Raw genomic sequence first — 12,583 nt, forward strand, 5'->3', positions numbered from 1 at the left:
TGCTCGAAGAAAACCGCGCCTTGTAGGCGCGGTTTTCTTTCAGGCGCGGGAACTATTTGTGTCCCACTTCCAGAATGGAACACAAGCCCGCTGTGGGGATACGGCGTATCAAGCGCAAACCAGCCTGCTCAAATAAAGCTTCAAATTCCGCCAGGGTTCGTTCACGGCTGTCTTCCAGCACACACATGGTGATCAGATCCAGCAATTTACCGCCATCTGGCTGATTATTCGGCTCGATGACGCTTTCCAGAATCAGAATGCGACCATTTTCAGACATACCGCGTTTGCAGTTACGCAAGATGGTGATGCCTTGCTCATCGCTCCAGTCATGAATGATCATCTGCAGAAGATAAATATCGCCGGCTGGGCAGCTCTCAAAGAAATCGCCGCTGACCAGTTTCCAGCGTTCAGGCTGATTCAAGTTTGGAAGCACCGAATTATCCAGTACCTGGGCCTGATCGAACAAAATCCCATAGGCGCTGGGGTTCTGTTGCAGAATCAATAGCAGTAAACCACCAATACCACCGCCCACATCCACCACCGTAGCGCCTTCTGGAACATCGATCTGTTCGATCAGCAGATGATTAGAGGCCATGGACAGCCCGGCGACACCTTGATGGAAAACATCATGAATGGCCTTGTCCTCCCAGTGTTCAAAAAAACCATGTCCAAAGCGCTCGCGGAAAATGGGGGTGCCGGCCGCCGCCTTGGCCAGATCTCCGGCGCAGTGCAAAAATGCGGCGTCCGTCAGCATCAGGGCCGCATCTTTCAGCCGGGTAGGGGAGTCAGACAGCATTTGCTTACCCAGTTCGTCCAACTGATAGGTATCTATCGGCTGTTCCCTAAAGACTCGATTGGCACACAAGACACGCAAGATACGCTGTAAATGAATGCCTTGGGTATGGGTCAAGCGAGCCAGCTCGTCAATCGTCTTGGACCCGTTTCTCAGATGATCGGCCAGCCCTAACTGGGCAGCAGCCCGTACCGAGGTTGAAATGGAATACGCCATGATCAGATTGAGCAACTCAACCCCACTGTCTTGCCCCTGGTTTAAATCTTGGCTGCGTTCGGAAGTATCAGAAAATTTTGTCATCTCCATCCCTTTAAAAAAAGACCGATCACCATGAAAGCGAATCGGCCTTTGAGGAAACGAAATTAATTCATCAGAACAAGTCACTAATATGCATTTGTTCTGAGTCAGGAAATGAAAAAGAAATTAAGGGTTATTGTTCTGGATCATATAAGTCAAAGAGCTTGCCAATAATGCACGGGTTCCAATTCTCAATGAATTCTCATCAATCAGGAATTCGGGTGAATGATTTGCCGCTCCAGGTTTATCGGCATACGGCGTAGCGTTAAGACGCCAAAAAACCAGAGGGATGTCTTTGGCAAAAACACCTACATCCTCAGACGCCATAGCTGGAGATGTTTCGCGTACTCCGGCACCGTCAGCGGCTAGCTCGAAGGCAGGTAACAGCATCGCCGTCGTAGCAGGATCACTGATGGTAATGGGATACCCGCTGTTGATCTTCACTGTCGCGCTGACATCGTGGTTGGCCGCAATGTTCTCGGCATAGCGCTTGACCAGATCCTTGGCGATAAGCTGGTTGCTGGGCGAGTAGGAGCGGATAGTACCTTCAAGAACCGCGGTATCTGGCAAGACATTGCCTTTAAAGCCGCTTTGCAGCTTGCCTACAGAAACAACGGTTGTACCGGTACCCGGATTGGTACGCTGCGCAATGATGTTATTTAAAGAAACCACAATTTCGGCTGCAGCCGTCAAAGGCGAGGTGGCTCTCCAAGGAGCGGAACCATGTCCCCCTTCACCTTGCAAAGAGATATTGAAACCATCGCCGCTAGCCAGCATGACTCCTTCGCGGTAGCCAATCTCCTTGGAGGGAAAACCGGCGCCGATATGCTGGGCCATGATCACATCCACCTTGGGCGACTCCATGACACCTGCATCCATCATGACGCGCGCACCTGTGGGCCCTCCAGGTGTCGGATTGCCTTCCTCGGCGGGTTGAAAGATCAGGACAATCGTGCCGGGTAAATCGGCACGTATGTCGGACAACACCTGGGCAGCCCCCAATAGCATGGCCATGTGAGTATCGTGACCGCAGGCATGAGAAATGGGAACATCCTGGCCTTGCCATGACCCTCTGGCAGTGGACTTGAAGGGTAGATCGTTGATTTCTTCGACTGGCAAGGCATCCATATCCGCCCGCAAGGCGACGACCGGACCGGGCTGTCCACCCGTCAATACGGCCTTGATGCCTGCTGTTTGACCCACTCCGGTCTGAATGACATAGCCAGGCATGGTGTCCAGTGCTGCCTTGATGTAGGCGGCCGTGTTGTGTTCCTGAAAGGACAACTCGGGATTCTGGTGAAGATGGCGGCGCCAGCTGATGATCTGCGGCTCCAGCAAATCTGCTTTCTGCAAAGCCTGATCAATCAGAGTGGGGGTAGTGGGCTGAGCGATGGCAAGACCTGAAACGAAACAACTGACAGCAAGCAAACCTAAGCGAAATGGATGCGTCATAAGGCTTCTTCCTTTCATGGTTAAAGGTTTGCCGATAATAGCACCTCTATAAAAAATTTAATTTCAAGAAAAAATAAAACAGGAAAATAAATAAATTTTATTTTTAATGATTAACCGCCTAATTTAAAATAAGAATCCCGAAAAATGGATTTATTCCAGAAAGGAATTCATTAACAATCAAAAAAAAATGGAATCGTGTTCAGATTTCAAGAATGAGTTCGATGTGCTCCAGCAAGAAAAAACCGGCCACTGCAACAGTGAGCCGGTTTTTTTGGGCAACGTATCGGAGCAGGATGGGCAAGGCATGCCCATCTCAAGCCCCAAAAGCCATCAAGGTTTCTTGTTGTCGATCATGTAGGTCAGCGAGCTGGCCACCAAGGCACGCGTACCGATACGCAGTGCTTTCTCGTCAATCATGAACTCGGGTGAATGGTTGGGAGCGCCAGGCTTGTCCGCATAAGGCGAGGCATTCAAGCGCCAGAACACCAGCGGAATGTTCTTGGAGAAGGCCCCAAAGTCTTCCGAACCCATGCCTGGCGGCACTTCCTTGGCACCTACACCATCAGTAGCCTGATTCAGGGCAGGGCTGACAAGCTGAGTCACCGCAGGATCGCTGATCAGAACTTCATAGCCTGTATCGATTTTCACCGTGGATTTCAAACCATGGCTATTGGCAATGTTCTGCGCATAAAGCTTGATCAAATCATGGGCCGTGGCCTGGTTCATCTTGGACAAGGAGCGGACCGTGCCGGAAATATGAGCACTTTCAGGCAGCACATTAGGGCGATTGCCGCTTTGCAAGGACCCCACAGTGACGACAGTCGTCCCATCCAGAGGGTTGGTGCGCTGAGCGATGATATTATTCAAGGCTGTTACGGTTTCCGCCGCGGCGACTACGGGGGAACTAGCACTCCAGGGAGAAGAGCCATGACCGCCTTTGCCGTCCAGCGTAATGGTAAACACATCACCACTGGCCATAATGCTGCCCTGACGATAGCCAATGCTACCTGCCGGGAAGGCCGGACCAATATGTTGACCCATGATCACATCCACCTTGGGCTTGTCCAGCACTCCTTCTTTCATCATGGCGTTGGCGCCGCTAAGCGGCGTACCAGGGCCTTGCTCCTCGGCAGGCTGGAACAACAGGACCACTGTGCCCGGCAACTGGTCACGCATATCGGAAAAGACTTTTGCCGCTCCCAGCAACATGGCGACATGGGTGTCATGGCCGCAAGCATGGGATACAGGCACCTCTTTGCCTTGCCATTGCCCCTTGGCGGTGGACTTGAAAGGCAGATCATTCCGTTCCAGCACAGGCAGGGCATCCATATCTGCCCGCAAGGCGACAACCGGGCCCGGCTTGCCGCCTTTCAAAACGGCCTTGATCCCGGTTTGAGCAATGCCGGTTTGAATTTCATAACCGGGCATGGTCTCCAGAGCGGCCTTGATATAGGCCGCTGTATTGTGTTCCTGATAGGACAACTCCGGATTCTGGTGAATATGGCGGCGCCATTCGATGACTTGCTGTTCAAGGGCATCCGCTTTGCTCAAGGCTTGATCTACAAGACTCGAACTAGCTTGAGCCATGGCGGTGCCAGCCATTAAACAACTGGCCGCAAGCAGACTCAGGCGAAATGAAAATGTCATTGTGCTCCTCTCTCTTTTTGTAGTCGTAGAGGGCCGATCATAGTGCCTAAACAATCAGTATCCAAAGTAGTGTTTATCCTGCCTTATGTAACCGGCTGTCTGGCGTAGTGGCCTGGCGTCTCTCCCATCTGATCCTTGAAGAAAGCTATAAAAGCACTGTCGCTGGCAAACCCAAGATCAAACGCAATCTTGGTCACGGCATCACCCGTAGACAACTGCTCAATGGATTTGAGCAGCCGCCATTGCTGTCGCCACTGCTGATAACTCATGCCAGTGTCACGCTTGAACAAGCGGCTGATCGTCTTTTCTCCTGCCCCCAGATATTCCGCCAGCACATGCAAGGCGGGCGGCAAAGTATCGATAGGTATGCGCTTTAAGCGCGTATCTTGCGGCAAGGGCAAAAACAGGGCTTGATCCGGCGCACGGTGCAGCTCATTCAATAGAAGTTGCATCATATGCAGGCCGGGAGGCCGGTCCCAATCCTCATCCAGATCCGCCTTGGCTATGCGGTCCAGCACGGCTGTCAACAGATCATTCGCTGCCAGAATCTGCACCTGTTCGGGCAGGCCCGGGTAATGCTCCGGGTCCAGATAGACAGAGCGGTACTCCACCTGTTCGCTCATGCGGGCCTGATGTGGAAGCAAGGCTGGAATCCAGATCAAACGCCCCGGTGGCAGCAAGCACAGTTGCTGATCCAGCGTTACGCTGATGCAGCCACTACGGGTGTACAAAATCTGCCCCCAAGGATGTTGGTGCAGACCGGAGTCGTGTTGTGCCAGTTGCGCCGCAATACCCAGGGCATGACGTCCCGTCAGATCCGGAAAAGGATCATTAGCATCTAAAAAAGGCATGATTGTCCGATTTCATGGGTTTTTTATCAGAATACTTGTAATAGAAAAATCCAGCCAGACTTACGCTGATTCTTTTTTCCCAATTCAGTGTGATTAGCATGTCTCGTTTTCTATTCTTGATGATCGCCTTGATCATGTTTCCGCAGGTGGTGGAAACCGCCTATAGCCCGGCTTTACCCCTGATCGCCGACAGTTACTCCGTGTCGGCCAGCCGCGCCGGGCAGACCTTATCGGTCTACTTCATAGCCTTTGCCGCAGGCGTGCTGTTCTGGGGCTGGCTATGCGACAAGGCCGGGCGTCGGCCCGCTGTTCTGGCCGGTTTGACGGTTTATGGCCTGGGCTGCCTGCTGGCTGTGTTCAGCCCCAGCTTCGGTGTTTTGCTGGCTGCCCGCATGATCAGTGCATTTGGAGCGGCGGTCGGCTCGATCGGTGTACAAACCATGTTGCGCGATCGTTACCAGGCAGAAGATCTGGCCAGGATCTTTGGCACCATAGGTGCCGCTCTGGCATTAAGCCCCTTGTTAGGTTTGGCAATGGGCGTCGCTCTGACAACAAGCGCAAGCCTCATGCCCGTCTTTCTGGGACTGTTCGCGTTGGCCTTGATCTTGTTTGCCGCTTGCCTGTTTCAGCTTCCTGAAACCCGCCCGCTTCAACACAGCCAGGCCAGCATGGTGAATGTGCTGTTCCGCTTGCTGCGTGACCCGGCAATTTGGCAGTCCGCCATGCTGGTGGCTCTGTTCAACGTCACGATTTTTTCCTTTTACCAATGGGCACCTTTCCTGCTGGAAGGCCTGGGCTCCGATAACCGTCCCATGATGGTGGCCGGCCTTTTACTGGCTGCCGGAACCTTTATGGGCGCTTTTCTGAATCGCCGTTGGCTGGCGGCAGGACACCGTGCCCGGCATTTGGTGTGGCGGGGGATTTTGATTTTGGCCGTGGCGGCTACCGGCCTGGAGTTGGCGGGAACACATCTGATTTTCCTGCTGCCGGCCATGTTGCTGGCATTGGCCTACGCCATCGCCATCCCCAATCTTTTGTCGGCTGCCTTGCAGGACTATCGCTCGGTGGCAGGGAAGGCAGGTGCTGTCTTTGGCCTGATGTACAGCCTGTTGCTAGGCATCGGTTTGGCCTTGTCGGCCTGGTGGGGAAGTCTGGCTGACGTGACTGTTGTTTGTGCTGTGCTGGCCGCTATTTGTCTGGCCTTGCCCCTGAAAAAGGCTTGAGAAAAACCCTGATACGCCATTCGTAAGCCGCCTCATCATAGGGTATATACCAATACATATGTATTGACATAGATTAAGCCAAATCACCATAATCCTTCATGTTTAAAGCAATTGAAGAGTGTGCCTGACAAACACTCAGCTTGAACATTTATCCAAAAGGAGAGGATGACATGGTGGAACAGGGGGTTATGGGCAATCCGCTCGACAAGGCCAAGCCACGCGGCACAGTGGCCTTGCTCATGCTGTTGATGGCCGTGATGGGCGAAATGTGCCTGGCGGCCGACTTTTACGGCTTTGCAGCTGTTATCAAAATTGTCTCGGCAGACCTGTCACTGAGCCCCGCGCAAGCCGGGCTGGTGCAGGGTGCTTTCGGTGTCTCGTTTGCACTGGGCATGTTGTTCTGGGCACCACGTGGTCGCTCCATGAGCTCGGCCCGTTTGTACCTGATTGGCTTGGGTGGCAGCGGCTTGCTGATGCTGCTGCAGACTCAGGCACAGGATTTCACGCAGCTATTTTTACTGCGTCTGGTTGTGGGCTTTTTTGACTCTGCAGTCTGGGTCGGGTCCATGAAAATCGTCATGCAATGGTTTGCTCCACGCCGCCAGGGTCTGGTACTGGGCATTATTCTGGCCGCCTATTCGCTGGCCATTACCCTGGACTTTGCCTTGGGTTTGCCTTACGCCATGGCTCATGGCTGGCGTGCTTTCTTCCTGGTCCTGGGCGGGCTGACCTTAAGTGCCTGTTTAATCACGCAGCTGGTGGTACGCGCCGGTCCTTATCAAGATCCACACGACAAGATCAAAACCGATGCCGGTGTGTTGCGCTCCATCGCCGCACGCCCCTGGATATGGGTAGGCATTCTGGCCATTTTTGGGGCTTTGTTCTCGGTTGCGGCAACCGCGACCTGGCTGATTCCAGCGCTGATTGATGTGCAGAAAATGGCCCCCGAACAGGCTCCCTTGTTCGGCACCATCATGGGCTTGTCCCAAGTCTTCTTCCTGATTCTGGGCGGTTATGTCAGCGATCGCTTCACCCGTGTTGGGGTAATGCGTGTGGGCATGTGGTTGACCATTCTGGCAGCCAGCGCCTGTGTTCTGGTTGCCTGGCAGGCATTGCCCTACAACGGCCTGCTGATCGTGGCCATTCTTTGCGGCGTAGGGGTCTTTCATGGTGGCGCCATTTTCAGCTACGTGGGGGAGCGCTATGGCGTGAACCTGGGCCCTAGCGCTGCTGGCTATGCCGAAATGGGCGGTGTGTTCGCCACCTTTGTCGCGCCGTCCCTGCTGGGCCTCTTGCTGAGCCTGACTGGTTCCTACATCTGGGCCTTTGGCAGCTTCCTGGCGGTGGAAGTGCTGGTTTTCATCGGTTTCCTCCTATTGAATCGCTTGCCTTCGGCGCAGGCGGAATAAAGCAATGAACAAACTTGTTTTCGATCCGGCAGACCTGGAGCAATACCGGCTCCAGGCCTCGGTGGCTGATTTTGACGCTGAGATGGCCACCTACAAGCAGGCCAGTGAACGAGCTCGTGTAGCCCTGAAAGCCTGTTTCAGCACCCACGCCTATGGCGATGACCCGACAGAAAAACTGGATATCTATGCCGCCAGCCAGGCTGGCGCCCCGGTTTACCTGTTCATTCATGGGGGCTACTGGCGCATGTTGTCCAAGGATGACTCGGCCATGATGGCGCAAAGCCTGCATGCCGCCGGTGCCACGGTGATTTGCCTGGACTATGGCTTGGCTCCGGCTTACCGCCTGCCGCAGATCGTGGCGCAATGCGAACGCGCCTTGCAGTGGGTCCACGCGCACGCGACGCAATTTAATGGCGACCCGCAGCGTATTCATATTAGTGGCAGCTCGGCAGGGGGCCATTTAAGCGGCATGTTGCTGGCGGCCGATACCCGACGTGAACAACGTCTGATCCACAGCGCCAGCATTATCAGCGGCGTCATGGATTTGCATCCCCTCTTGCAGACCGCCGTGAATGACTGGCTGCAGCTGAACGAAGAACAAGCCCAACGCTATAGCCCGGCCTTGCACCCACCAGCAAGGGGAACGCCCGTGCTGGTGGCCTGGGGGGCACTGGAACCTGCCGTCATGCAAGAACAAAGCCGTCACTACGCCCGCCAATGCGAGCTGGCGGGCTGCATGGTGCAGAGCATGGCCGTGCCAAACCGTAATCATTTCAACGTCTTGATGGATCTGGAGCAGAGCGACAGCGCATTGACGCTAGCCGTGTTGCAGACCATGAATCGTCATACCCAGGAGGAGAAACTATGACACAAGCAACTTCCCACTCCATCCAAACCGCGTGCTTTGAGCCCCGCCGTCTGGGCCACGTCAACCTGTGGGTTGACGAACTGCAACGCGGTGAAGATTTTTACAGCCAGGTCTGCGGCCTGAAAGTGGAATTTACCGAACCGGATCTGGTGGCGACCTTTTTGGGCACCGGCCACACGCCCCATGATCTGGGCATGATGGAAACGACTAAAGGCGTGAACCGGTATGGCCGTGACGGTCTGCTGCAACTGCCCGGCACAATTGGCTTGAAGCCCGGTCTGAATCACCTGGCCTGGGAGCTGGAAAATGAAGCTGAACTGGTTGCAGGCTGGAAGCGCGCAAAAGAGCAAGGGCGCGACATTGACATGACAGTGGACCATCAGGTTGCCCATAGCGTCTATATGTTTGACCCTGATGGCAACTACAACGAGTTCTACTGCGACACCATTAAAGACTGGCGCAGCGTACTGGGTGGCCCTATGGAATTACTGACCAGCCGCTGGGACCCCGAAGGCCAGGAGCCTTTTACCGAAGGCCGTTACGACTCCGACCCAGTTCTGGAAACAGTCGCCGACGCCCCGGTACAACCACGTCGAGTCACCCATGCCGTGCTGCGTACCGCTCAGTTGGATGCCATGCGCCGCTTCTATACCGAGGTCGGTGGTCTGGAAGTGGTTTATGAAAACGAGCAGGTTGTCTACTTGCGTGCCGGTCTGGCCAATTATGATTACAGCCTGATCCTGGTACGTGATGAAGAAGCCTCCTTCTCGCATGGCAGTTTCGAGCTGGCCGGCGTCCAGGATCTGGAACACACACTGGAGCGCCTGAAAGCCCAGAACATCACACCCGTTCACAACGTGAACCTGCCCTGGAAGCGCGCTTTCTTCTTGCGTGACCCGGATGGTCTGCTCAGCGAGTGGTACGTAACTCTGGCTGGCGAACGTGTTCTGGATAGCAATCACTCTTTGCCTTTGTGGGCGCAAGTTTAAGGAAACCAGCATGTCCGATAAAAAACTAAGTGCCTTGATCGCAGGCGGTGGCCTGGGTGGTTTGGCAACCGCCGCCGCTTTGGCTCAACGCGGCTGGGATGTCACTGTGCTGGAGCGCCAGTCTGAATTGCGCGCCAATGGCTCCGGTATTTATATCTGGGAAAACGGCCTGCGCGTTCTCAAAGCCTTGGGAGCGTACGAACAAGCGATTGAAGGCGCTTTCTACGGTAGTCACTTTGAGCAGCGCGATCTGAATAACGAGGTCATTGATTGCGGCCCCACACCGCCCGATCGCCGTCTGATTACCGTGATGCGCTCGCAACTGCTGAAATCCCTGGAGCAAGCGGGCAAGCGCGCCGGCGTGAAGGTACGCACGAATGTGGAAGTCATCGCCGCCAGCGCACGCGGGGAAGTTCAACTGGCCTCGGGCGAGCGTTTACGTGCCGATCTGGTCGTGGGTGCTGATGGCATCTGGTCCCGTATCCGCCAATCTCTCGGTCTGGAACTGGTGCACGAGCAAACCCGCGAAGGGGCCTTGCGTACCATGATCACCCGTAAGCCAGGCGACACCTCAGAGCAAGACGCTCAAAAATACATCGAGAACTGGAACGGTCTGCATCGCTTGCTGATTACGCCCGTCAGCGAAACCCAAACCTATCTGGCCTTAACGTGCCCGTACGACGATGTGCGTGCCAGCAATGTCCAGATCGACAAGGAATACTGGTCTGCCTTGTTCCCACACTGGGCACACTTGATTGAACGCGCAGATGGCCCGGTCAGTTGGGGTCGTTACAGTGTGACGCGCTGCAAAACCTGGTCCAGTGGCCGTACCGCGATTTTGGGCGACGCCGCCCACGCTCAACCGCCGAACCTGGGGCAGGGTGGGGGCATGGCCATGCAAAATGGCCTGGCTTTGGCCACGTTCCTGGAAATGGTGCAGGATGCCCGCGATATCCCCGAAGCCCTGGAAGCCTGGGAAAACAACGAGCGCGAGATTGTAGAGCACTGCCAGAAGTGGTCCTGTCTATATGGTGAGATCAGCGCCTTGCCCGATGCCGTGCGTACTCAGGTCGTGCGTTCTGCCATGGCCAATCCCTGGAGCTACGCGCAGATTTTCCGCGCTGCCAGTCACACGCCTACGGGAACCGTCCAGGCAGAGCTCTGCTAGTATACTGACGGTCCGCTTGTCGCTCCGATTTCATGGAGCGACAAGCGCAGGATTGACTCTCCCAAGGCATTATGAGCAAAACTCCCGTCTCCATCCCTGACAGCAGCGTAGAAACCAATCTGGCCTTCCAGATGGCCAACATTATCTACAAGTTGGACCAAACGCTAAGATCGACCACCCTGCGTGAACACAATATGACCTATGTGCACTTTCGGGTCTTGCAGTACCTGTGGGATAAGGACGGGCGCAGCATCGGGGAAATTGCCAAGGCCATCGTGGTACATCAGCCGGTCTTGAGCCGGGTGATTGACCAAATGGAAGAACGCGAATTGGTGCAGCGCCGCACGGACGAAAACGACAGCCGCTATATGCGTGTGTACCTGAGCGAAACGGGCCGTGAGCGCTATGCGCAAGTCTGGCCCGCCGCCAAAAAAATGATTGATGATGCTCTGTCGGTGCTCAATCCGAATGAGCGCGAGGATTTGGGCCGTATGCTGCGCAATGTCGCCGCCCATCTGGCGACCTGAGTCGCGCTTTAAGTCTTGGCCTGGCCCGGTAAATTGGCCCGAATCAAACGGCCCGCAATGGAGTCGGTATGGGGCAGATCGGGCAGGGCGTCACCCGGGCCAAACCAGCGCGCGTCATTGATTTCGTCAGCTTGAATGCGCAAATCACCCCCGGCGTACTCGGCGGTATAAGCCACCATTAAAGAATGTGGGAAAGGCCAGGACTGACTGCCGAAATACTGAATATTGTCCACGCGCAGCCCCACTTCCTCCATAACCTCACGGTGAATGGCTTCTTCCAGGTTTTCACCGGCTTCCACAAACCCGGCCAGAGCCGTGTAGCGCGCCGTCGCGTAAGTGGAGTGACTGGCCAACAAAATACGGTCCTTGTCGCGGATCAGCACCATCATGGCCGGGGAGATTCGGGGATAGGCCGAGAAACCACAAGAGGTGCAGCGAAAGCACAGTTCATGCTTCACACGCTCCATGGTCGAACCGCACACACCACAGTAACGATGGCTGCGCGCCCATTCCGAGACTTGAAAAGCCCGATTCACCATACTGGCTTGATCTCCCAACTGCGACAGCACGCCGCGCAAGTGACGGAAGGTAAAGCCATCCGGAGCCGGGGTCTCGGCCGCTACGTGGCAGGCAAAATCCTGACAATCGTCACCTGGAAAAAGAGCATGCCATTGCGCCGGCGCTAAATCCAGTGCGGGTTTGGCAGGAATCAAGGCTTGTCCTTCCTGGCTGCTGACCAATATTTCATTTCCACGAAAAATGAAATTCATGTGTTTTTTGTCCTTTAATAAGCCGCCTAAGAGCAGCACAGCGCTGGCTATTGTACGGGAAGGACGGAGGCAGAAAAAAGCGGAGAAAAACCCAAGGGGCCGAGCAGGGCATTCAGACAGCGGCCAGAAAAAACTGCCGTTTTAAAACCAGAAACACAACTGTCAAAAAGGTGACGTGTTACCTGGCCTTGTCGAGAAAATCCCAGGACAAAACTGGCAAGCCACCTAATTAGCAGACAGACAATTAAGCATGAATTTATTTAAAACCGGTGATTCGTTTTTAAACTTTTAAAACCGGATTAATTATTTATAAAAACCATTTCTTATTTTTGTTTTATTTTTTTATTTTAAAAATCGCTATTTTATTTTTATATATTAAGGCGGCTTATAAAGCGTCTGTATTTATTCCTGGCTTCACTAGACCACTTTCAGAAAAAATAGCCCTAGGGAGTTTGAGGATGATCAGAAAAGTCCACAAAAAAACCGCCTGGCCTGAGCAAGACGGTTTTCTTGAAAAAACCCCATAAAACCTGAGGTTTCACGCGGTTTAAGCAGGCAGCACCTGCTGAAAAAAATACTGGCCGGCAGA

At 54.3% G+C, this 12,583-nt stretch carries 11 protein-coding genes; 6 read left to right on the forward strand and 5 right to left on the reverse strand.

What is annotated here, in order from left to right; translation table 11 throughout:
- Nucleotides 1–52 precede the first annotated feature (52 nt).
- The 4 genes from NIZ92_RS09630 to NIZ92_RS09645 form a co-directional block, all read right to left on the reverse strand.
- Nucleotides 53–1,093 (reverse strand): methyltransferase, encoded by a 1,041-nt coding sequence (locus tag NIZ92_RS09630; RefSeq protein WP_254003183.1) that lies wholly within the window; start codon nt 1,091–1,093, stop codon nt 53–55.
- Between the two features lie 123 nt (nt 1,094–1,216).
- A complete protein-coding gene (locus tag NIZ92_RS09635; RefSeq protein ID WP_035273168.1) occupies nt 1,217–2,542 on the reverse strand; it encodes a M20 family metallopeptidase in 1,326 nt (441 codons plus the stop codon).
- A 330-nt stretch (nt 2,543–2,872) separates the two neighbouring features.
- The gene (locus NIZ92_RS09640) at nt 2,873–4,189 is read right to left on the reverse strand and encodes a M20 family metallopeptidase (protein WP_254003184.1); all 1,317 of its coding nucleotides are present in this window, start codon (nt 4,187–4,189) and stop codon (nt 2,873–2,875) included.
- 83 nt (nt 4,190–4,272) lie between these two features.
- Nucleotides 4,273–5,040 (reverse strand): helix-turn-helix transcriptional regulator, encoded by a 768-nt coding sequence (locus NIZ92_RS09645; protein ID WP_035273725.1) that lies wholly within the window; start codon nt 5,038–5,040, stop codon nt 4,273–4,275.
- A 98-nt stretch (nt 5,041–5,138) separates the two neighbouring features.
- Here NIZ92_RS09645 and NIZ92_RS09650 point away from each other — a divergent pair, with 98 nt between their 5' ends.
- The 6 genes from NIZ92_RS09650 (at nt 5,139) to NIZ92_RS09675 (ending at nt 11,224) form a co-directional block, all read left to right on the forward strand.
- Nucleotides 5,139–6,263, forward strand: a complete 1,125-nt coding sequence (locus tag NIZ92_RS09650) for an MFS transporter (protein WP_254003185.1) — start codon at nt 5,139–5,141, stop codon at nt 6,261–6,263.
- A 170-nt stretch (nt 6,264–6,433) separates the two neighbouring features.
- Nucleotides 6,434–7,672 (forward strand): nitrate/nitrite transporter, encoded by a 1,239-nt coding sequence (locus NIZ92_RS09655; RefSeq protein ID WP_254003186.1) that lies wholly within the window; start codon nt 6,434–6,436, stop codon nt 7,670–7,672.
- A 4-nt stretch (nt 7,673–7,676) separates the two neighbouring features.
- Entirely contained in the window at nt 7,677–8,540 is an 864-nt protein-coding gene (locus NIZ92_RS09660) for an alpha/beta hydrolase (RefSeq protein WP_254003187.1), read from the forward strand.
- Entirely contained in the window at nt 8,537–9,529 is a 993-nt protein-coding gene (locus tag NIZ92_RS09665; protein WP_254003188.1) for a VOC family protein, read from the forward strand. Before NIZ92_RS09660 ends, NIZ92_RS09665 begins: the two co-directional genes overlap by 4 nt.
- A gap of 10 nt (nt 9,530–9,539) precedes the next feature.
- The gene (locus NIZ92_RS09670) at nt 9,540–10,697 is read left to right on the forward strand and encodes an NAD(P)/FAD-dependent oxidoreductase (protein WP_254003189.1); all 1,158 of its coding nucleotides are present in this window, start codon (nt 9,540–9,542) and stop codon (nt 10,695–10,697) included.
- A 71-nt stretch (nt 10,698–10,768) separates the two neighbouring features.
- On the forward strand, nt 10,769–11,224 hold the full coding sequence (locus NIZ92_RS09675) for a MarR family winged helix-turn-helix transcriptional regulator (RefSeq protein WP_035273713.1): 456 nt from the start codon (nt 10,769–10,771) through the stop codon (nt 11,222–11,224).
- An 8-nt stretch (nt 11,225–11,232) separates the two neighbouring features.
- Here NIZ92_RS09675 and nudC read toward each other — a convergent pair whose 3' ends face one another.
- Nucleotides 11,233–11,994, reverse strand: coding sequence for an NAD(+) diphosphatase (gene nudC, locus NIZ92_RS09680; RefSeq protein ID WP_254003190.1), 762 nt, complete (start codon nt 11,992–11,994; stop codon nt 11,233–11,235).
- Between the last annotated feature and the right edge of the window lie 589 nt (nt 11,995–12,583).

The sequence above is a fragment of the Alcaligenes sp. 1735tsa3 genome (assembly GCF_024134565.1).
Classification (GTDB): Bacteria; Pseudomonadota; Gammaproteobacteria; order Burkholderiales; family Burkholderiaceae_B; genus Alcaligenes; species Alcaligenes phenolicus.

Excerpts from the sequence above, each read along its gene's own strand:
- NIZ92_RS09650 (WP_254003185.1), top strand. The coding sequence starts at position 5,139 with ATGTCTCGTTTTCTATTCTTGATGATCGCCTTGATCATGTTTCCGCAG.
- NIZ92_RS09655 (WP_254003186.1), top strand. The coding sequence starts at position 6,434 with ATGGTGGAACAGGGGGTTATGGGCAATCCGCTCGACAAGGCCAAGCCA.
- NIZ92_RS09645 (WP_035273725.1), bottom strand. The coding sequence starts at position 5,040 with ATGCCTTTTTTAGATGCTAATGATCCTTTTCCGGATCTGACGGGACGT.
- NIZ92_RS09640 (WP_254003184.1), bottom strand. The coding sequence starts at position 4,189 with ATGACATTTTCATTTCGCCTGAGTCTGCTTGCGGCCAGTTGTTTAATG.
- NIZ92_RS09670 (WP_254003189.1), top strand. The coding sequence starts at position 9,540 with ATGTCCGATAAAAAACTAAGTGCCTTGATCGCAGGCGGTGGCCTGGGT.
- NIZ92_RS09630 (WP_254003183.1), bottom strand. The coding sequence starts at position 1,093 with ATGACAAAATTTTCTGATACTTCCGAACGCAGCCAAGATTTAAACCAG.
- nudC (WP_254003190.1), bottom strand. The coding sequence starts at position 11,994 with ATGAATTTCATTTTTCGTGGAAATGAAATATTGGTCAGCAGCCAGGAA.
- NIZ92_RS09635 (WP_035273168.1), bottom strand. The coding sequence starts at position 2,542 with ATGACGCATCCATTTCGCTTAGGTTTGCTTGCTGTCAGTTGTTTCGTT.
- NIZ92_RS09675 (WP_035273713.1), top strand. The coding sequence starts at position 10,769 with ATGAGCAAAACTCCCGTCTCCATCCCTGACAGCAGCGTAGAAACCAAT.
- NIZ92_RS09660 (WP_254003187.1), top strand. The coding sequence starts at position 7,677 with ATGAACAAACTTGTTTTCGATCCGGCAGACCTGGAGCAATACCGGCTC.
- NIZ92_RS09665 (WP_254003188.1), top strand. The coding sequence starts at position 8,537 with ATGACACAAGCAACTTCCCACTCCATCCAAACCGCGTGCTTTGAGCCC.